At 64.0% G+C, this 19964-nt stretch carries 16 protein-coding genes; 13 read left to right on the forward strand and 3 right to left on the reverse strand.

From position 1 onward, the window contains the following. The first annotated feature begins 53 nt into the window (after positions 1 to 53). The 13 genes from uvrB to M2390_RS10930 all read left to right on the forward strand — a co-directional run bounded on the left by uvrB (position 54) and on the right by M2390_RS10930 (position 16609). A complete protein-coding gene (uvrB, locus tag M2390_RS10870) occupies positions 54 to 2120 on the forward strand; it encodes an excinuclease ABC subunit UvrB (RefSeq protein ID WP_121687945.1) in 2067 nt (688 codons plus the stop codon). A 140-nt stretch (positions 2121 to 2260) separates the two neighbouring features. Continuing rightward, entirely contained in the window at positions 2261 to 3217 is a 957-nt protein-coding gene (locus M2390_RS10875) for an SGNH/GDSL hydrolase family protein (RefSeq protein ID WP_259178655.1), read from the forward strand. Between the two features lie 54 nt (positions 3218 to 3271). After that, positions 3272 to 6367 (forward strand): excinuclease ABC subunit UvrA, encoded by a 3096-nt coding sequence (gene uvrA, locus M2390_RS10880; RefSeq protein WP_259178656.1) that lies wholly within the window; start codon positions 3272 to 3274, stop codon positions 6365 to 6367. Beyond that, entirely contained in the window at positions 6368 to 8317 is a 1950-nt protein-coding gene (uvrC, locus tag M2390_RS10885) for an excinuclease ABC subunit UvrC (RefSeq protein ID WP_259178658.1), read from the forward strand. A 400-nt stretch (positions 8318 to 8717) separates the two neighbouring features. After that, positions 8718 to 9602 (forward strand): RNase adapter RapZ, encoded by an 885-nt coding sequence (rapZ, locus tag M2390_RS10890; protein ID WP_121687941.1) that lies wholly within the window; start codon positions 8718 to 8720, stop codon positions 9600 to 9602. Positions 9603 to 9649: 47 nt separating this feature from the next. Continuing rightward, positions 9650 to 10624 (forward strand): DNA-binding protein WhiA, encoded by a 975-nt coding sequence (gene whiA / locus M2390_RS10895; RefSeq protein ID WP_030143370.1) that lies wholly within the window; start codon positions 9650 to 9652, stop codon positions 10622 to 10624. A gap of 127 nt (positions 10625 to 10751) precedes the next feature. Then, positions 10752 to 11378 (forward strand): superoxide dismutase, encoded by a 627-nt coding sequence (locus M2390_RS10900; RefSeq protein WP_030143371.1) that lies wholly within the window; start codon positions 10752 to 10754, stop codon positions 11376 to 11378. A 110-nt stretch (positions 11379 to 11488) separates the two neighbouring features. Further along, positions 11489 to 12496, forward strand: a complete 1008-nt coding sequence (gene gap, locus M2390_RS10905; RefSeq protein ID WP_121687940.1) for a type I glyceraldehyde-3-phosphate dehydrogenase — start codon at positions 11489 to 11491, stop codon at positions 12494 to 12496. A 32-nt stretch (positions 12497 to 12528) separates the two neighbouring features. Then, positions 12529 to 13740: a phosphoglycerate kinase gene (locus tag M2390_RS10910; RefSeq protein WP_259178660.1), complete on the forward strand. Its 1212-nt coding sequence runs from the start codon at positions 12529 to 12531 to the stop codon at positions 13738 to 13740. After that, on the forward strand, positions 13734 to 14522 hold the full coding sequence (gene tpiA / locus M2390_RS10915; protein ID WP_259178662.1) for a triose-phosphate isomerase: 789 nt from the start codon (positions 13734 to 13736) through the stop codon (positions 14520 to 14522). Before M2390_RS10910 ends, tpiA begins: the two co-directional genes overlap by 7 nt. A 185-nt stretch (positions 14523 to 14707) precedes the next feature. Beyond that, entirely contained in the window at positions 14708 to 14959 is a 252-nt protein-coding gene (gene secG / locus M2390_RS10920; RefSeq protein WP_030143375.1) for a preprotein translocase subunit SecG, read from the forward strand. 47 nt (positions 14960 to 15006) lie between these two features. Beyond that, positions 15007 to 15375 carry an RNA polymerase-binding protein RbpA gene (locus M2390_RS10925; protein ID WP_030143376.1) on the forward strand — a complete coding sequence of 123 codons (369 nt, stop codon included), beginning with the start codon at positions 15007 to 15009 and terminating at the stop codon, positions 15373 to 15375. Positions 15376 to 15505: 130 nt separating this feature from the next. Further along, the gene (locus M2390_RS10930) at positions 15506 to 16609 is read left to right on the forward strand and encodes a type I restriction endonuclease (RefSeq protein WP_259178665.1); all 1104 of its coding nucleotides are present in this window, start codon (positions 15506 to 15508) and stop codon (positions 16607 to 16609) included. A gap of 65 nt (positions 16610 to 16674) precedes the next feature. Here the strand turns inward: M2390_RS10930 and pgl are convergent, their stop codons facing one another. From pgl to zwf, 3 genes are read right to left on the reverse strand one after another with little or no spacing between them, the layout of a single operon-like run. Continuing rightward, the gene (pgl, locus tag M2390_RS10935) at positions 16675 to 17445 is read right to left on the reverse strand and encodes a 6-phosphogluconolactonase (RefSeq protein ID WP_030143378.1); all 771 of its coding nucleotides are present in this window, start codon (positions 17443 to 17445) and stop codon (positions 16675 to 16677) included. Positions 17446 to 17460: 15 nt separating this feature from the next. Beyond that, positions 17461 to 18408: a glucose-6-phosphate dehydrogenase assembly protein OpcA gene (locus M2390_RS10940; protein WP_121687938.1), complete on the reverse strand. Its 948-nt coding sequence runs from the start codon at positions 18406 to 18408 to the stop codon at positions 17461 to 17463. Then, the gene (gene zwf / locus M2390_RS10945; RefSeq protein WP_121687937.1) at positions 18405 to 19949 is read right to left on the reverse strand and encodes a glucose-6-phosphate dehydrogenase; all 1545 of its coding nucleotides are present in this window, start codon (positions 19947 to 19949) and stop codon (positions 18405 to 18407) included. Before zwf ends, M2390_RS10940 begins: the two co-directional genes overlap by 4 nt. Between the last annotated feature and the right edge of the window lie 15 nt (positions 19950 to 19964).

Raw genomic sequence — 19964 nt, forward strand, 5'->3', positions numbered from 1 at the left:
AGCCCCGGGCGAACGGGAGGCCCGGTGTCGGTGGTGGTGCCTAGACTGGAGACATGGAACCCACCCGCTCCGTTCGTCCGTTTGAGGTCATCAGCCAGTACACCCCGAGTGGTGATCAGCCCACCGCGATCGCCGACCTAGCCGCGCGCATTAACGCCGGTGAGGCCGATGTGGTGCTGCTGGGAGCCACCGGTACCGGTAAATCGGCCACCACCGCGTGGCTGATCGAACAGGTCCAGCGCCCCACCCTGGTGATGGCGCACAATAAGACCCTGGCCGCGCAGCTGGCCAATGAGTTCCGCGATCTGCTCCCCAATAACGCGGTGGAGTACTTCGTGTCCTACTACGACTACTACCAGCCCGAGGCCTATGTCCCGCAGACCGATACCTTCATCGAGAAAGACTCCTCGGTCAACGCCGAGGTCGAGCGTCTGCGTCACTCCACCACCAACTCGCTGCTCAGCCGGCGCGATGTTGTGGTGGTCTCCACCGTGTCCTGCATCTACGGTCTGGGTGCGGCCGAGGAGTACTTAGACGCGATGGTGGCCCTGCAGGTGGGCGAGAACGTGGGGCGTGATCGCCTCATCCGCCGCTTTGTGGGCATGCAGTACAACCGTAACGACATCGACTTTTCCCGCGGCAACTTCCGTGTGCGCGGCGACACCATCGAGATCATCCCGGTGTATGAGGAGCTCGCGGTGCGAATCGAGCTGTTTGGCGACGAGATCGAGGCGATCTACTCGCTGCACCCGCTGACCGGAGAGATCGTCAAGCAGCTGGATGCCGTCTCGATCTTCCCGGCCACGCACTATGCGGCCAGTCCCGAGACGATGCAGCGCGCGATGAAAACCATCGAGGAGGAGCTGGAGATCCGCCTGGCCGAGCTTGAGGGTCAGGGCAAGCTGCTGGAGGCGCAGCGGCTGCGCATGCGCACCACCTTCGACCTGGAGATGATGCAGCAGATCGGGTTCTGCTCGGGCATCGAGAACTACTCCCGCCATATCGACCAGCGTCAGGCGGGGGAGGCCCCCAACTGTCTGCTCGACTATTTCCCCGACGACTTCCTCACCGTGATCGATGAGTCCCACGTGACCGTCCCACAGATCGGTGCAATGTTCGAGGGCGACGCCTCGCGTAAGCGCACCCTGGTGGATCACGGCTTCCGGCTGCCCAGCGCGATGGATAACCGTCCACTCACCTTCTCCGAGTTCAAGAACCGGGTGGGCCAGACCGTCTACCTCTCCGCCACCCCGGGCAAGTATGAGATGGGGATCGCCGACGGCGTGGTGGAGCAGATCATCCGCCCGACCGGCCTGGTCGACCCCGAGATCGTGATCAAGCCCAGCGAGGGTCAGATCGACGACCTGCTTGAGGAGATCACCGCCCGCGCCGAGCGTGATGAGCGCGTGCTGGTGACCACCCTGACCAAGAAGATGGCCGAGGAGCTCACCGACTTCCTCACCGAGGCCGGGGTGCGGGTGCGCTACCTGCACTCGGATGTGGACACCCTGCGCCGGGTTGAGCTGCTGACCGAGCTGCGCCAGGGTGTGTACGACGTCCTGGTGGGTATCAATCTGCTGCGTGAGGGCCTCGACCTCCCCGAGGTGTCGCTGGTCGCGATCCTCGATGCGGATAAGGAGGGCTTCCTGCGTTCGGCGACCTCGCTGATTCAGACCATCGGTCGTGCGGCGCGTAACGTCTCCGGTCAGGTGCACATGTACGCCGATAAGATCACGCCCTCGATGCGCCTGGCCATCGATGAGACCGATCGCCGCCGTGAGAAGCAGGTCGCGTACAACCTTGAACACGGCATCGATCCTCAGCCGCTGCGCAAGAAGATTGCCGACATCACCGATCAGCTGCTGCGTGAGGGTGCCGATACGGCCGAGCTGCTCGCGGGTAAGCAGGGGGACAAGAAGAAGTCGCCGACCCCGCGCCTACGCCGGGAGGGCATCGCCGCCGAGGGTGCGGCCGAGCTGGAAACGCTCATCGCCGACCTCACCGAGCAGATGCTCGCCGCCGCCTCCGAACTCAAGTTTGAGCTCGCCGGACGTCTGCGTGATGAGGTTCAGGACCTCAAAAAGGAGCTCCGGCAGATGGAAAAGGCCGGGCACATCTAGCGTTCGGCGAGGTCCCCGGGCCCCACATTTTCCCGAAATGTGGGGCCTCGTGTTTCCCCGGATTACGGGAAGCTGTGGGGTTAATTAGTATTGCGTGTCACCCGTTCGGGTGTCGGTCGGGGTGGGCGTAGTATGGCCCCATGTTGTCCGACTTCGATGCCGCAAAACCCTCGCGGCGCGCATCCGCAGATTCACACCCCGCCGATCGGGACGGTGATCCCGGTCTGATCGTGAGCCTCGACGCACACCCCGGACGACGCCGGTCAAAGCCGAGTCGGGCCGTGCGTCGCAACCGTGCGATCTTCGCACTCCTGGCGGGGATGATTCCGGTGGCGCTGATCGCCCTGCTCGCGATTCCCGGAGATGACGGGGTACTCGGGTTTGTGGGGACCGATGCTCACAACCTCGAGCTCTCGGTTGCCGGTGCGTTCGAGGCGAAATCCGCAGCCTCGGCGTCAACCAACCCAAAGGTCTATGTTCTCGGAGACTCCTATTCGCGCAGCAGCGGGGCCAGTGATCCTCAGCATGACAACATGCACCTGCTTGCCGCCCACTATGGGTGGACGGTAGACAACCTCTCCGAGGGGGGCGTGGGGTATGGAACCTCGATTGAGGGAGACAGCAGTCAGAGCGAGTGCGGCCAAGACCGCTGCGCCTCGTATCTGGAGCAGATCGCCTCAATTCCCGCTTCGGCTCAGCGCATCCTGGTCAACGGCGGCAAGAATGAGGTCAATGTGGATGAGACCGATTCGGACTCGCATATTGATACGTTCTTTGCGATGCTTCGTGCGGCGCACCCCACCGCCGATATCGTGGCCACCAGCCCGATCTGGCAGAACACCGATGAGCCCGACTCTATGGTCGCAATGCGTGAACGGGTGCAGCACGACGTGCAGACCATCGGTGGACACTACCTCGATATCGGACAGCCGTTGGTCTCTGCGCCGGACCTGCTCTATGAAGACGGGGAGCATCCCAATGATGCGGGCCATGTGGCCGTCGCCAACGCGATGATTGCCGGGTTTACCAAGCTGGGGGACAAGGCGTGGACCAGCGCCAAGGGCACGCCCGCGGCCACCGCGACGGCACGCCCATAACGCATTGCGCCGCTGGCGGAATGCAATGTCGGTGGTCGCGCGTAGACTAATCGGGTGTCGATCCAACTGCCTGATTCCCTGAATTCGCTGAGTGTCCGTGGTGCCCGTGTGCACAACCTGCGCGACGTCAACCTGGAAATTCCTCGTAACTCGCTCGTGGTGTTTACCGGCCTTTCGGGGTCGGGAAAATCCTCGCTCGCGTTCGATACCATCTTCGCCGAGGGGCAGCGTCGCTATGTCGAGTCGCTCTCGGCCTATGCGCGCCAGTTCCTGGGCCAGGTGGATCGCCCCGACGTCGATTTCATCGAGGGCCTGAGCCCCGCGGTGTCGATCGATCAGAAGTCGACTAACCGCAACCCCCGCTCGACCGTGGGTACCATCACCGAGGTGTGGGACTACATGCGTCTGCTGTGGGCGCGTATCGGTATCGCGCACTGCCCCGAGTGTCATGAGCCCATCCAGAAGCAGACCGTGCAGCAGATCGCCGATCAGCTGATGGAGCTTGAGACGGGTACCCGCTACCTGATCATGAGCCCGGTGGTGGTGCAGAAAAAGGGTGAGTTTGTTGACCTGTTTGCCGAGCTGGTCGCCGCCGGATTCTCCCGCGCGCTGGTGGACGGCGAGCAGATCCAGCTGAGCAGCCCGCCCACCCTGAAGAAGAGCTATAAGCACGACATCTCGGTGGTGGTGGACCGCCTGGTCGCCGGCCCCGAACTGCTGGGCCGCCTGACCGACTCGCTGGAGACCGCGCTGCGCCTCACCGACGGAATCGTCCAGGTGAGCTTCGTGGATCGCGAGGGGGATGACGCCCTCCGCAGCTACAGCGAGAAGCTGTCCTGCCCGAACAACCACCCGATCTCGCTCACCGAGATCGAGCCGCGCACCTTCTCCTTCAACGCCCCGTTTGGTGCCTGCCCCGAGTGCTCGGGCCTGGGCACCCGGATGAGTGTGGACGAGGAACTCCTGGTGGGAGACCCGGAGGCGAGCATCAACGAGGGTGCGATCGTCCCCTGGTCCACCCAGGGCAAGGGCCTCTACCAGTACTACGAAAAGCTGCTGGTGGGCCTCGCCGACGACCTAGACTTCTCGCTCAATACCCCGTGGAATCAGCTGCCCAAGAAGATCCAGGAGGCCGTCCTCCGCGGCAACAACTTCTCGGTTAAGGTGCGCTATAAGAACCGCTTCGGGCGCGAGATGACCTACTCCTCGGGCTTCGAGGGTGTGATGCCGTATATCGAGCGTCAGTACCTGCAGGCCGAGACTGATACCCAGCGTCAGCGCTGGACCGAGTACCTGCGTGAGGTGCCCTGCCCGGTATGTGCGGGTAAGCGGCTCAAGCCCGAGGTGCTCGCGGTGCTGATCAACGGCGAGAACATCTCCGATGTGGCCGAGCTCAGCCTGAGCGATGCCCGTGCCTTCATGGAGACCCTGACCCTCACCGAGCGTGAGGCGAAGATTGGTGCGCAGGTGCTGCGCGAGATCAAGGTGCGTCTTGACTTCCTGATCCAGGTGGGTCTGAACTACCTCAACCTGGCCCGCTCGGCCGGTTCGCTCTCCGGTGGTGAGGCGCAGCGTATCCGCCTGGCTACCCAGATCGGGTCGGGCCTGACCGGCGTGCTGTACGTGCTGGATGAGCCGAGCATCGGCCTGCACCAGCGCGACAATCGCCGCCTGATCGAAACCCTGGTGGCCCTGCGCGACCTCGGCAACACCCTGATCGTGGTGGAGCACGATGAGGACACCATCCGCACCGCCGACTGGATCGTTGATATCGGACCCGGTGCCGGCGTTAACGGCGGCCGTGTGGTCCACTCCGGTGGCTACAAGGAGCTGCTGGCAAACACCGAGTCGGTGACCGGAGACTACCTCTCCGGACGCCGCGCCATCGCACCGCCGAGTGTGCGCCGCCCGATCGACAAGCAGCGGATGCTGCACGTGGTGGGTGCCACCGAGAACAACCTGAAGAACGTCAGCGCGGACTTCCCGCTGGGTGCCTTTGTTGCGGTGACCGGTGTGTCCGGCTCGGGCAAGTCCACCCTGGTCAACGACATCCTGTACCGGGTGCTGGCCAATAAGCTCAACGGCGCCCGTCGGGTCGCCGGTAAGCACACCCGAATCACCGGCCTGGAGCACCTGGACAAGGTCATCCACGTCGACCAGGCGCCGATCGGCCGCACCCCGCGCTCGAACCCGGCCACCTACACCGGTGTGTTTGACAAGATCCGCAACCTCTTCGCCGAAACGCAGGAGGCCAAGGTTCGTGGCTACCTGGCCGGACGCTTCTCGTTCAACGTCAAGGGTGGGCGCTGCGAGGCGTGTGCCGGTGATGGAACGATCAAGATCGAGATGAACTTCCTGCCCGACGTCTACGTGGCCTGTGAGGTGTGTCAGGGTGCACGCTACAACCGCGACACCCTGGCGGTGCACTACAAGGGCAAGAACATCTCCGAGGTGCTGGACATGCCCATCGCCGAGGCCGCCGACTTCTTCGAGCCCATCTCGGCCATCCACCGCTACCTGAAGACCCTCGTGGAGGTGGGGCTGGGCTACGTCCGACTGGGACAGAGCGCCACCACACTTTCCGGTGGTGAGGCACAGCGTGTGAAGCTCGCGACCGAGCTGCAGAAGCGCACCAACGGACGTTCGGTCTACGTACTGGATGAGCCGACCACGGGTCTGCACTTCGAGGACGTGCGCAAGCTCCTGCTGGTGCTGGACGGCCTGGTAGACAAGGGCAACACGGTGATTACGATCGAGCACAACCTCGACGTGATCAAGTCCGCCGACTGGATCATCGACATGGGACCCGAGGGTGGTGCCGGCGGTGGAACCATCATCGCCACCGGAACCCCCGAGCGGGTGGCCGAGAACCCCGAGAGCTTTACCGGAATGTTCCTCAAGGAGATCTTTGAGCTGAACCCCGAGCGCTATGAGCGGGTGCTGCCCACCCCGATCGTGGTGGCCCCGGCCAAGGGTGCCACCAAGAAGGCCACCGGGAAGCCGGCGGCCAAGACCGCGGCCGCCAAGAAGGCAGCGGCGGCCTCGGCCGATGCTGCCGCCCCGGTCAAGCCCAAGCGGTCGCGCTCCTCCAAGGTTGTGACCACGCGGGTCGCCCCCACCAAGACCCGGAAGACGGGTTCCGATAACTAAATGAGCGACGTCCTCAGCTATCGACCAAAGGCGGGGGAGATTCCCACCAGCCCCGGCGTGTATCGGTTCTCCGACGCGTCGGGGCGGGTTCTCTATGTGGGCAAGGCCAAAAACCTGCGCCAGCGCCTGAGCAACTATTTTGCGCCGCTGCGCAGCCTGCATGAGCGCACCCGGCGGATGGTCACCAGCGCCGCCAAGGTGGACTGGACCGTGGTGGGCAGCGACATCGAGGCGCTGCAGCTGGAGTACACGTGGATCAAGGAGTTTGATCCGCCCTTCAACGTCAAATTCCGCGATGACAAGACATACCCGTACCTGTGCGTGACCCTGGGGGAGGAGTCGCCCCGGGTCATGGTGACCCGCAACCATAAGATTCGTGGGGCCCGTTATTTCGGTCCGTATCCGAAGATCTGGGCCGTGCACGAGACGATGGATCTGATGGTCAAGGCCTTCCCGATCCGCACGTGCAACGACACAAACTATAAGCGCGCCATGCAGACCGGGAAGCCCTGTTTTGCCGGGCAGATCGGCAAGTGTGGTGGGCCGTGTTCGGGCCGGGTGACCATCGCCGAGCATCGTGAACGGGTGAACGACTTTGTCTCGTTCCTGGCCGGGGGAGACCGCCGGTTTGTGACCGAGTTCACCGCCAAGATGAAGCAGGCCTCGGCCGAGCTCGACTTCGAAAATGCCGCGCGCTACCGCGATACCCTGCTCTCCCTGGAGGCCGTGCTGGAAAAGAGCGCGATGGTGCTGCGGGACTCCCTGGACGCCGACGTATTCGGTGTGGTCCACGATGAGCTCTCGGCCGCGGTGCACCAGTTCATGGTGCGCGGCGGGCGTATTCGCGGTGTGATGAGCTGGACCGTGGACAAGGAGCTGGAGCTCTCGACCGGGGAGCTGGTGGACGGGTTGTTGCAGCGTGTCTACGCGAGCGCCGATCGGGTGGATATCCCGCGCGAGATCATCGTGCCCGAGCTGCCCGAGGATGTCAGCGAGATGGAGTCCGTGCTGGCCGAGCGGCGCGGTGCCAAGGTGCGAATCAAGACCCCGCAGCGCGGGGAGAAGGCCGCGCTGATGCAGACCGCGCAGATCAACGCGGCCGGCACACTCAAGCTCTATAAGACCCGACGGACGGCCGACTTTGCCGCCCGCTCGCAGGCCCTGGCCGATATCCAGGAGGCCATCGGAATGGACCAGGCCCCGCTGCGCATCGAGTGTTATGACGCCTCGCACCTACAGGGCACCAACATCGTGGCGTCGATGGTGGTGTTCGAGGATGGTCTGCCGCGCAAGGACCAGTACCGTCGCTTTAACGTCGCCGAATCCACCGATGACACCGACTCGCTCTATCAGGTGCTCTCGCGTCGCCTGGCATACCTGAACGAGCCCGAGGAGCCGGTGTTGGAGGCGGCCCTGGCCGCAGGGTTGGACGAGTCCACCGGCGCGGGTACCGACGCCGAGGCGCTGGCGCTGGCCTCGGAGATCGTGGCCAAGCCCAAGAAGTTTGCCTATCCGCCGCAGCTGTTGATCGTGGACGGCGGACAGCCCCAGGTGGCCGCCGCCAAGCGGGCGCTGGAGGACTCGGGACAGACCGGAATCCAGCTCGCCGGGATTGCTAAGCGCCTCGAGGAGCTGTGGCTGCCCGATAGCGATTACCCGGTGATTCTGCCCCGCAACAGCGAGGCACTGTTCCTGATTCAGCGTCTGCGTGACGAGGCTCACCGCTTCGCGATTACCCATCAACGCTCCCGGCGCAAACGCGATATCACCACCATTCTGGGTGAGATTCCCGGGCTGGGACCCGCCCGAATTTCGGCGCTGCTGAAGCATTTCGGATCGGTGACGCGGCTGCGGGAGGCCGATGCCGTGGCCATTTCCGAGGTGCCCGGTGTGGGGGAGACGCTGGCCGAAACCATCGTTTCCACGCTGGCGGCGCCGCGCGAAACATAAATTTTGGAGGCAAATCCCTGGGAGTTTCCCCACGGTTTTTCCACTTTTGAGGGCCCGTATCGATCCGATGCGGGCCCTCGTCGCGTGTGTCGTTGGCGTCCCGCGGCCGCATCTGGTGGGCCCTAACCGATGGTCAGGGATGATACATTGCATCAGATATCCTGGGGTTTTTCCGGATGCGTGCCGCGTGGGCGACCGGGCCTTCCCTTCCCGGGTGGTCCGGGATAAGCTCGACGCCACGCCCGACGCACACTTCCCCGGAAATCCGGGGCGACACGCCGTAGCCATGCTCGGGCGCGTCCTGCCCCTCGAACGGGGCACGTGGGATCCCACGGAAGTGCGCCGCGCCGGATATGCTAGACGATGCCCACGAACCAAGACGGGGCAGAAAGGGCAGGTCATGAACGTCCAAGCCGAAGGAACACCCCAGCAAGAGGTGCTCATCGTTACCGGCATGTCCGGTGCGGGGCGATCGACCGTGGCCAATGCCCTCGAAGACCTCTCCTGGTACGTGGTGGACAATCTTCCGCCGCAGATGCTGCGACCCCTGATCGACCTCGCCGAACGGGCCGAGGGGGCGATCCCCAAGATCGCCGTGATCGTCGACGTACGTGGCCGAGACTTCTTTGGCGACCTCCAGTCGATGATCCAGAGCCTGCGCGAGGGCACGCTGTTGCGTGTTTTGTTCCTCGACGCGTCGGATGCGGTGCTGGTTCGTCGCTTCGAAGCGGTCCGCCGGCCGCATCCGCTGCAGGGTGGCGGCACCACGTTGGACGGAATTGCATCCGAACGTGCACGTTTGGCCACAATTCGTGAATCCAGTGACCTGGTGATCGATACCTCGGAGCTGAATGTCCACCAATTGGGCGGTAAGGTTCGCGACTATTTCGCGGCCGAAGGCACCCCCGGCGTCACGCTCACGGTAATGAGTTTTGGTTTCAAATATGGATTACCGCCGGACGCCGATATGGTTGCAGATGCACGTTTTATTCCGAACCCCTTCTGGGTGCCGGAGCTACGCCCCCTTACCGGGCAGGATGCTGCGGTCAGCGAATACGTGCTCTCCCAGCCTGGAGTCGAGGAATTCGTCTCCGGCTACCTGAACGTGCTGGAGCCGGTACTTGCCGGCTACCAGCGTGAAAACAAGCGGCACGCCATGCTCGCGATCGGCTGTACGGGTGGTAAACACCGTTCCGTCGCCATCGCGACCAAGATTGCCGCTGCCCTGGCCGCGTCTCCGGGCGTCGCAGTGAGCCTGTCTCACCGCGACCTGGGGCGCGAGTAGTACCGGGCAGAACTTACCCTTTCAGAGATTCAACGATTGGAACACGCGTGGCATTGACCGACGAGGTCAAGAAAGAACTCACCTCGGTTGTCTCACCCAAGACAACCGTGCGCGCTGCGGAGCTCACCAGCATCCTGCGCTTTAGTGGCGGACTTCACCTGATTAACCAGCGACTGGCCATTGAGGCCGAGGTTGACACCCCCGAGCTCGTACGCCGGGTTCGTAAGGACCTGGCCGAGCTCTTCGGCATCCGCAGCGAGGCCGGCCGGATGGCCCCCTCGGGATCGCGCCGGAATGAGTTCTTCCTCATCCGCGTGCTGGACGGCGAGACCCTCGCCCGTCAGACCGGACTCATGGACCAGCGTCGCCGTCCCGTACGCGGACTGCCCAACCGGCTGACCACCGGTGGCCGCGAGGAGCTCGCCGCCATCTGGCGCGGTGCCTTCCTCGCCCGAGGAACCCTCACCGACCCGGGTCGCAGCGCGGCCCTGGAGATCACCTGCCCGACCGGCGAGTCCGCGATGGCCCTGGTGGGTGCCGCGGGTCGCCTCGGCATTCCCGCCAAGGCCCGCGAGGTGCGCGGCATTAACCGCGTGGTCATCCGCGACGGCGAGGCCATCGGCGCCATGCTGATCGCGATGGGTGCCGCGGGAACCGTGGCCGAGTGGGAGGCTCTGCGTCAGCGCCGCGAGGTGCGTGCCACCGCCAACCGCCTGGTGAACTTCGATGACGCTAACCTGCGCCGTTCGGCCCAGGCCGCCGTGGCCGCCTGTGCCCGCGTGGAGCGCGCAATCGAGATCCTCGGGGACGAGATCCCCGATCACCTCAAGTACGCCGGCCAGCTGCGTCTGAGCCACCGCGAGGCCAGCCTCGACGAGCTGGGTCAGCACGCCGAGCCGCCGATGACCAAGGACGCGATTGCCGGACGTATTCGACGCCTGCTGGCCATGGCCGACAAGCGTGCCTCGGACAAGGGCATCCCCGGTACCGAGGCCAACCTTCCGGTCGACATCGACGCGTAGTTTCGGCTTTTTTCTCGATATCGAGAAATATTCGGGGGCAACCGGCGGTTGCCCCCGATAGGCTGAGTTATGTGACTCAGTGGTTCGTCACACTGAGCACGAACCCCACACAAGAGGAGATAGGTTTATGGCTATTTACACCCTTCCCGACCTGGGCTACGACTACGGCGCTCTGGAGCCCGCCATCAGCGGTGCCATCATGGAGCTCCACCACTCGAAGCACCACCAGGCGTATGTAACCGGCGCCAACACCGCCCTGGAGCAGCTCGCCGAAGCGCGTGACTCCGGCAACCTCGCGAACGTCAACAAGCTGCAGAAGGACCTCGCGTTCAACCTCGGCGGACACATCAACCACTCGATCTTCTGGACCAACCTGTCCAAGGATGGTGGCGACAAGCCCGTCGGCGAGCTGGAGAGTGCAATCAACGACTTCTTCGGATCGTTTGACAAGTTCCAGGCTCACTTCACCGCCGCCGCACTGGGTGTCCAGGGCTCCGGCTGGGCCGTTCTGGCCTGGGATGCAGTGGGTCAGCAGCTGATCGTTCAGCAGTTCTTCGACCAGCAGGCTAACTTCCCGGCCGGGATCATTCCGATCCTGATGCTCGACGTCTGGGAGCACGCTTACTACCTGGACTACCGCAACGTCCGCGCCGACTACGTGAAGGCGTTCTGGACCATCGTGGACTGGGAAAACGTGCAGCTGCGCTTCGAAAACGCACGCTCGAACGCAAACGGACTCCTGGTACTGTCTTAAGGGACAGAGAAGTCCCGGATAGCACTCGCTGTCCGGGGCTTTTTCGTTTGCGCACTGTTCACCACAGAAAAATAGCAGCGCTTCGGCGCTCCAGCGACAGGAGAAATCCTTTGACCGTCAAGATCGGTATCAACGGCTTTGGCCGTATTGGCCGTAACTACTTCCGCGCCGCCCTCGCAAAGGGCAGCAACATCGAGATCGTCGCCGTGAACGACCTGACCGACAACAAGACCCTCGCGCACCTCCTGAAGTACGACTCCATCACCGGTCGCCTCGACGCCGAGGTCACCTACAACGAGAACGAAATCGTTGTCAACGGCAAGGCCATCAAGTCCTTCGCCGAGCGCGACCCCGCCAACCTGCCCTGGGGCGAGCTGGGCGTGGACATCGTGATCGAGTCCACCGGCTTCTTCACCAAGGCTGAGCTGGCTCAGAAGCACATCGACGCCGGTGCCAAGAAGGTTCTGATCTCGGCTCCCGCCTCGGGCGACGCCGCGACCTTCGTGATGGGTGTCAACGAGCACGAGTACAACCCGGAGACCGACCACATCATCTCCAACGCGTCCTGCACCACCAACTGCCTGGCTCCGCTGGCGAAGGTCTTCAACGACAACTTCGGCATCGAGACCGGTCTGATGACCACCGTGCACGCGTACACCGCCGACCAGAACCTCCAGGACGGCCCGCACGGCGACCTGCGTCGCGCCCGCGCCGCAGCCGTCAACATCGTGCCGACCTCGACCGGTGCCGCCAAGGCTATCGGCCTGGTTCTGCCCGAGCTCAAGGGCAAGCTGGATGGCTTCGCTCTGCGCGTTCCGGTACCCACCGGTTCGATCACCGACCTGACCGTGACCACCTCGCGTGAGCTCACCATCGACGAGATCAAGGCCGCCTACAAGGCTGCTGCCGAGTCGGGTCCGCTCAAGGGCATCCTGAAGTACACCGAGGACGAGATCGTGTCCAGCGACATCGTGACCGACCCGCACTCCTCGATCTTCGACGCCGGTCTGCTGCGCGTCCAGGGCAAGCAGGTCAAGCTGTCGTCCTGGTACGACAACGAGTGGGGCTACTCCAACCGTCTGGTAGACCTCACGGTCTTCGTCGCGGATAAGCTCTAACCACCACCTAGCAGCAAAGGAACCCCGCGAGCATGACGCTTCGTACTCTGGAATCCCTGGGAGATCTCGCCGGTAAGCGCGTGATCGTCCGCTGTGATCTGAACGTCCCCCTGTCGGAGGGCAAGATCACCGATGACGGCCGCATCCGTGCGTCCCTGCCCACGCTCAACACGCTCATCGAGCGTGGTGCGCGGGTTGTGATTGTTTCCCACCTCGGCCGCCCCAAGGGCGAGCCGGAGGACCGCTTTAGCCTCGCGCCGGTGGCCGCTCGTTTGAGTGAGCTGCTGGGCCGTGAGGTGGCCTTCGCGTCGGACACCATCGGTGCTTCCGCCGCAGAGGCCGTCGCGGGCCTCGAGAACGGATCCGTTGCGCTGCTGGAAAACCTGCGCTTCAACGCCGGTGAGACCGCGAAGGACGACGCCGAGCGCGCCGCCTTCGCGGCCTCGCTGGCGCAGCTCGGAGACGCCTTTGTCTCCGATGGCTTCGGTGTTGTGCACCGTAAGCAGGCGAGCGTGTATGAGCTCGCCGGTCTGCTGCCCAGCGCGGCCGGCCTACTGATTGCCGCCGAGCTGGATGTGCTGGATCGCCTCACCGAAACCCCCGAGCGCCCCTACGCGGTGGTGCTGGGTGGTTCGAAGGTCTCCGACAAGCTCGGCGTGATCGGCCACCTGCTTCCGCGGGTCAACCGTCTGCTGATCGGTGGCGGCATGCTCTTCACCTTCCTGGCCGCTCGCGGCTACAAGGTCGGTTCGAGCCTGCTTGAGGCCGACCAGATCGACACCGTGCTGGGCTACCTGGCCGAGGCCGAGAAGCTCGGCGTGGAGATTGTGCTGCCCACCGATGTGATCGTCGCCGAGAAGTTCGCCGCCGACGCCGCACATGAGGTTCGCCCGGTCGAGTCCATCGAGGACACCGCCTTTGGTGCCGCCGGCATCGGACTGGACATCGGTCCGGACACCGCCGCCGCATTCGCCCAGGCAATCGCCGGTTCCAAGACCGTGTTCTGGAACGGCCCGATGGGCGTCTTTGAATTTGATGCGTTCGCCGGGGGAACCCGTGCGGTCGCCGAGGCCCTCACCCAGGTGGACGGCCTCAGCGTGGTGGGTGGTGGCGACTCCGCCGCCGCCGTACGCGCACTCGGCTTTGCTGACGATCAGTTTGGCCACATTTCAACCGGCGGTGGCGCGAGCCTCGAATTCCTCGAGGGAAAGCGCCTGCCTGGACTGGAGGTCCTCGGATGGTAGCCACCCGTACCCCGCTCATTGCGGGTAACTGGAAGATGAACCTGGATCACCTCCAGGCCATCGCGTTTGTTCAGAAGCTCGCCTGGGCCCTGGATGACGCCAAGCACAACGGGGCCGACGCCGAGGTTGCGGTATTCCCGCCCTTCACCGACCTGCGTAGTGTCCAGACCCTGATCGCCGCCGACAAGCTGAAGATCAACTTCGGTGCGCAGGACGTATCGACCCAGGAGTCCGGAGCGTACACCGGCGAGATCTCGGCCGCCTTCCTGGCCAAGCTCGACGCACAGTACGTGATCATCGGTCACTCCGAGCGTCGTACCCTGCACAACGAGGGTGACGACGTGGTGGCGGCCAAGACCGCCGCCGCCCTCAAACACAACCTGGTTCCCGTGATCTGCGTCGGTGAGACCGCCGAGGACCTCGAAAAGCACGGCCCGAGCGCCGTTCCGGTTGCTCAGCTGGAGGAGGCCCTGGCCTCCGTCTCGGCCGACTCGGACATCGTGGTGGCCTATGAGCCCGTCTGGGCCATCGGCTCGGGCAAGGCCGCGACCCCGGAGCAGGCCGAGCAGGTCTGTGCCGCGCTGCGCGAGAGCCTGCGCGCTCGCCTGGGTGACGCGATCGCCGACCGCACCCGGATCCTCTACGGTGGTTCGGTCAAGGCCGCAAACATCGCCGGGTTCATGCGTGAGCCCAACGTGGATGGTGCCCTGGTTGGTGGCGCCAGCCTCGACGTGGACGAGTTTGCCGGTATCGTGCGCTTCCGCCAGCACGTCGGCAGCTAGTTCACCCACGAATTTTCGGTCCCGGCAGAAATGCCGGGACCGATTCGTATGTGAAGCGCGTCGCCTGGTCCCGAAAGGGCTCCGGAAGCGATAAGCTGATTCCGTACGACCGCGAACCTGGTTTGCGGTCACGTTATACTTGACCGGTTCGCGTGGATGCGCGTTCGGCACATGAAAGGTCCTTCGTGGAGATTCTTCAGATCGTACTGCAGGTGCTGCTGGGCATTACCAGCCTCCTGCTCACCTTCCTCATCCTGCTGCACAAGGGTCGCGGAGGCGGTCTTTCCGACATGTTCGGTGGCGGTGTTTCGTCGAACCTCGGTGCATCCGGTGTGGCCGAGCGTAACCTGAACCGGATCACCGTGATCCTGGGTCTGGTCTGGTTCGTGTCGATCGTGGCCCTGGGCCTGATCACGAAGTTCCAGTCGGTTATCTAGCTTTCCGCACTCTGCATTTCTAAGTCTGAGCGGTACAAGGAGTAAACATGGCTACCGGAGGTAGTGCAATTCGGGGTTCTCGCGTTGGTGCGGGCCCCATGGGTGAACAGGACCACGGCTTCCACGCCGACCGCGTGGCGGTGTCCTACTGGGACGCACTGGGCAACCAGACGGTTCGGTACTTCGCGGCAAACCTGCCCGACGAGGAGATCCCCGAGACCATCGACAGCCCCACCAGCGGTCTGCCCGCCGGCCGGGACAAGGAAAACCCGCCGGCTCTGGCGAAGCTTGAGCCCTATAAGACCCACCTCGCGTACGTGAAGGAGCGTCGCACCGAGGAGGAAGCCGCCTCGCTGCTCGAGGACGCGCTGACCGCCCTGCGGGAGCGTCGCGGTACCGCGGCCCCTAAGAAGTAGTTTTATCGCCAGAAGCGCCCCGGGAGGAAACTCCCGGGGCGCTTTTGCATGCCCACAAACGAGGGTCACGAAGCTGAGGGCACGAACGATAGCATGGCGGCATCCACCCATTTTTGTGAAAAAGGAACACATGGAACTCTTGCCGCGCCTTGCCGCCCTCGCCGAAAAGGTGCGGGATCAGCACCAGCAGATTGCGACCGAGGAAGCCACGAAGAACGCGTTCATTATGCCGTTCATCGCGACCGTTCTTGGTTATGACGTCTTCAATCCACTCGAGGTGATTCCCGAGTTCACGGCGGATGTGGGGATCAAAAAGGGCGAGAAGATCGACTACGCGATCATGCAGGATGGGGAGATCCAGATGCTGATCGAGTGCAAGAAGGCCGGTGCGCCACTCAACCTGGAAAACGCCTCGCAGCTCTTCCGCTATTTCGCGGTGACCAGTGCCCGGATCGCGGTGCTCACGAACGGGGTTACCTACAACTTCTACTCCGACATCGACGCCCCGAACCGGATGGACGAGAAGCCGTTCCTGGTCCTGGACCTGTTGGACATCGACGAGAGCATCGTGGGGGAGCTGCAGAAGCTCACCAAAACCGATTTTGACCTCGATTCGATCATCAGCGCCGCCGGGGAGTTGAAGTACATCGGCCAGATCAAGCGGGTGATCGGTCGACAGTTCCGTGAGCCCGATGACGAGTGGGTGCGCTTCCTCACCAGCCGCGTATACGACGGCGTGATCACCCAGAAGGTGCGTGAGCAGTTCCGCGGGCTGGTCACCAAGGCCGCCGGGCAGTACCTCAACGATCAGGTGAACGAGCGCCTGAAATCGGCTCTGGGGAGCGCACGGCCGTTGCCGATCACCCGGATCGAAGACGAGGATCCCGAACCCACTAACGAGGTATCCGAGGCGGGCGGGGGAGAGGCCGAGGATGACGGCATCGTCACCACGCTGGAGGAGCTTGAGGGGTACCACATCGTGCGCGCGATCGTGTGCTCGGATGTGGACGTGGACCGGGTGGTATACCGGGACGCCAAGTCGTACTTCGCGATCCTGTTCGATGACAACAACCGCAAGCCGATCGCCCGCCTGCACTTCAACCGCGCCCAGAAGTACCTGGGCCTGATTGACGCGGACAAGAACGAGACCCGCATCCCGATCGAACACCCCACCGAGATCTATACTCACGCCGATGCGCTGCGCGAGACCGTGCGCCGCTACCACGAGGCCTAGCAGCATAATAAAAACACCGCGGCCCCCGTTCCCAAAAGGAACGGGGGCCGCGGTGTTGAGGGACCCTAGTAGGACTGAGCGATCAGGTCTTCGGGAACCTCCGAGGCAGCAGCCTCATCCACGAAGAAGACGGTGCGACGACGGCCCTTGACACCCGCGATCGGCACATCCGCATAGGATGCACCGGCCAGGGCGAGACCCAGCGGCGACGCCTTCTCCGCACCGGCCAGCTCCACCCACACGCGGCGGGAGGTGTTGATCGCGGTACGGGTCAGGGTCAGTCGCTCGCTCGGCGGCTTCGGCGAGTTGCGTACCGGCAGGACCGTGTGGTCCTTGTCCAGTACCTCGGTGAAACCGGGGAACAGCGAGGCGGTGTGACCGTCGGGCCCGACACCCAGGAAGGTGATGTCGAAGCGGGGCAGGTTCGAGTCGCCATCGGCGAAACGAGCCAGCTCCTCGGCATACGCGACCGCGGCGGCATCCAGGTCGAGTCCGGCATCCGATGCGGGCATCGGGTGAATGTTCTCGGCCGGGATGGTCAGGTGATCCAGCAGAGCCGAATACGCCTTCACATCGTTGCGGTCCTCGTGGCCGGCGGGCACAAAGCGCTCGTCGCTCCACCAGAAGTGAACACGAGACCAGTCAACGCTGTCGCGCGCGGCGGAAGCATTGATGGATTCGAGCACCGCGATCCCCACACGGCCACCCTCCAGCACAACGTTTACACGATCGTATTCGTCGAGCAGGTCGAGGGTCTTGGTGAGGAAGCGTGCGGCCAGGGAGGCCGTCAGCGCTTCTGCATCCTTATGAATGAGGACGCGGCGTTCGTTGGTCATCGTTGATCCCTTACTTTACTTCGTGGTGGACTCGGCCAGCAGTTCGGCCAGTCCGGTGGTGATTACATCGCCGTACAGTGCGTCCGGGTCGAGCCGGCGCAGTTCCTCGGCGAGGCAGTCGCGCAGGCTGCGGCGGGGCAGAGCAATTTCGTGCTCGGGCTGACCCGGCAGCTTCAGCGTAGCCGACGTGCTGGTGAACGGACGAACGATCGACACCTCACCGCTGTCGCGCACGAGGGTCACCGAGTGAATTCCGGTGTCGTGCGAACCGCGCTCGGTCTCGACCTGCTCCACCGGAGCCTGCAGCGCACGGCGCAGCCAGGCGGCCAGCAGGATGGTCGAGGGGGAGTCGGAGGCACCCGAGACGATCACCTTGGTGACCGGCTCATACGGCGGCTGGTCCAGCGCCGCGGCGAGCTGAGCACGCCACAGGGTCAGACGGGTCCACGCGAAGTCGGTGTCACCGGCGGTGTAGGTGGTGGCACGCGTGTTCAGCGTGGCCAGCACGTCCTCACCGATCGAGGCGTCGGTGATCCGGCGCTGCGCCATGCGACCCAGCGCGGTGTGCGCCACGTCGGCCGGAGCCTTGCCGGGCCACCAGGCCACAACCGGAGCGTCCGGCAGCAGCAGGCCGGTGATCAGCGATTCCTCGCTGGTCGCGACCGCGCCGAAGACGCTGAGGATGATGACCTCGCTGGCACCGGCGTCGCCACCGACGCGGATCTCCGCGTCCAGACGATCCACGGTACCGGGGGTGACCTCGTTGGAGACCACGATCACACGCATCGGGTGCTCACGCGATGCCTCATTGGCGGCGTGAATTGCATCCTCTTCCTGACCGTGCTCGGAGCTGATCACCAGGGTCAGCACGCGACCCAGGGCGACGGCTCCGCCGTCTTCGCGCAGGGTTACCAGGCGCTTAGCCACCGCACTGACGGTGGTGTCGGGCAGTTCGACGATCATGGGCGTCTCCAATTCCGGCCGTCACGCTGCAGGAGTTCGTCGGCCGAAGCCGGTCCCCAGGATCCGGGCTGATACTGATCAAGCGGGCCACCCTCTGCGGCCCAGAACTCCTCGATCGGGTCGAGGATCTTCCAGGAGAGCTCAACCTCCTCGTGGCGCGGGAACAGGGGCGGGTCGCCCAGGAGAACGTCGAGAATCAGACGCTCGTAGGCCTCGGGGCTCGCCTCGGTGAACGCGTGACCGTAACCGAAGTCCATAGTCACATCGCGCACCTGAGTGCTGGCGCCGGGAACCTTCGAACCGAAACGGATCGTGACACCCTCGTCCGGCTGGACGCGGATCACGAGGGCGTTCTGGCCGAGCTCGGCGGTCTGGCTCTCCTCGAACAGGTACTGCGGTGCACGCTTGAAGACAACGGCAATCTCGGTCACACGACGACCCAGACGCTTACCCGCACGCAGGTAGAAGGGCACACCGGCCCAGCGACGGGTGTTGATGTCCAGGCGCATCGCGGCGTAGGTCTCGGTGATCGACTCGGGGTTCATGCCGTCCTCATCGAGGAAGCCGGGAACCTGTTCGCCACCCTGCCATCCGCCGGCGTACTGGCCGCGGGCGGTAGCGGTTGCCAGGTCTGCGGGCAGACGCACGGCGGAGAGGACCTTCTCCTTCTCGGCACGCAGGTCTGCGGCGTCAAACGAGTTGGGCTCTTCCATCGCGGTCAGCGCGAGCAGCTGGAGCAGGTGGTTCTGGATCACGTCGCGGGCGGCACCAATACCGTCGTAGTATCCGGCACGACCACCCACGCCGATGTCCTCGGCCATGGTGATCTGTACGTGGTCTACGTGGTTGGCGTTCCACAGCGGCTCGAACATCTGGTTGGCGAAACGCAGCGCCAGGATGTTCTGAACGGTTTCCTTACCGAGGTAGTGGTCGATGCGGAAGACCGAGTCGGCGGGGAACACGGACTCGACCACGGCGTTGAGCTCGCGGGCGGTCTTCAGGTCCGAACCAAACGGCTTCTCGATGACCACACGACGCCAGGAGCCTTCCTTCTGGTCGGCCAGGCCCGAGCGGCGCAGCTGCTCGGTCACAACCGGGAAGGCCTTCGGCGGGATCGACAGGTAGAACGCGTAGTTACCCATGGTGCCGCGTTCACGGTCCAGGGTCTCCACGGTCTGCTTGAGGCGGTCAAATGCCTCGTTGTCATCGAACTCTCCGGGAACGAAGCGGATACCCTGCGCAAGCTGGTCCCACACCTCTTCCCGGAACTCGGTCCGGGAGTGCTCCCGGACCGAGTCGTGCACTACCTGCATGAAGTCCTGGTCTTCCCAATCACGGCGGGCGAACCCGACCAGGGAGAAGCCCGGGGGCAACAGCCCACGGTTCGCCAGGTCGTAAACGGCCGGCATGAGTTTCTTACGTGACAGGTCTCCGGTAACACCAAAGATGACCAGTCCGCTCGGGCCGGCGATTCGGTTCAATCGCCGGTCCGAGCTCAGCCGGAGCGGATTAAACTCCGGCGTAATATCCACGGGGGACATGGGACTCCTAGAAGG

The sequence above is a fragment of the Mycetocola sp. BIGb0189 genome (assembly GCF_024810155.1).
Taxonomy (GTDB): domain Bacteria; phylum Actinomycetota; class Actinomycetes; order Actinomycetales; family Microbacteriaceae; genus Mycetocola; species Mycetocola lacteus.

Excerpts from the sequence above, each read along its gene's own strand:
- uvrB (WP_121687945.1), top strand. The coding sequence starts at position 54 with ATGGAACCCACCCGCTCCGTTCGTCCGTTTGAGGTCATCAGCCAGTAC.
- M2390_RS10875 (WP_259178655.1), top strand. The coding sequence starts at position 2,261 with ATGTTGTCCGACTTCGATGCCGCAAAACCCTCGCGGCGCGCATCCGCA.
- uvrC (WP_259178658.1), top strand. The coding sequence starts at position 6,368 with ATGAGCGACGTCCTCAGCTATCGACCAAAGGCGGGGGAGATTCCCACC.
- rapZ (WP_121687941.1), top strand. The coding sequence starts at position 8,718 with ATGAACGTCCAAGCCGAAGGAACACCCCAGCAAGAGGTGCTCATCGTT.
- M2390_RS10900 (WP_030143371.1), top strand. The coding sequence starts at position 10,752 with ATGGCTATTTACACCCTTCCCGACCTGGGCTACGACTACGGCGCTCTG.
- M2390_RS10910 (WP_259178660.1), top strand. The coding sequence starts at position 12,529 with ATGACGCTTCGTACTCTGGAATCCCTGGGAGATCTCGCCGGTAAGCGC.
- tpiA (WP_259178662.1), top strand. The coding sequence starts at position 13,734 with ATGGTAGCCACCCGTACCCCGCTCATTGCGGGTAACTGGAAGATGAAC.
- M2390_RS10925 (WP_030143376.1), top strand. The coding sequence starts at position 15,007 with ATGGCTACCGGAGGTAGTGCAATTCGGGGTTCTCGCGTTGGTGCGGGC.
- M2390_RS10930 (WP_259178665.1), top strand. The coding sequence starts at position 15,506 with ATGGAACTCTTGCCGCGCCTTGCCGCCCTCGCCGAAAAGGTGCGGGAT.
- pgl (WP_030143378.1), bottom strand. The coding sequence starts at position 17,445 with ATGACCAACGAACGCCGCGTCCTCATTCATAAGGATGCAGAAGCGCTG.
- M2390_RS10940 (WP_121687938.1), bottom strand. The coding sequence starts at position 18,408 with ATGATCGTCGAACTGCCCGACACCACCGTCAGTGCGGTGGCTAAGCGC.
- zwf (WP_121687937.1), bottom strand. The coding sequence starts at position 19,949 with ATGTCCCCCGTGGATATTACGCCGGAGTTTAATCCGCTCCGGCTGAGC.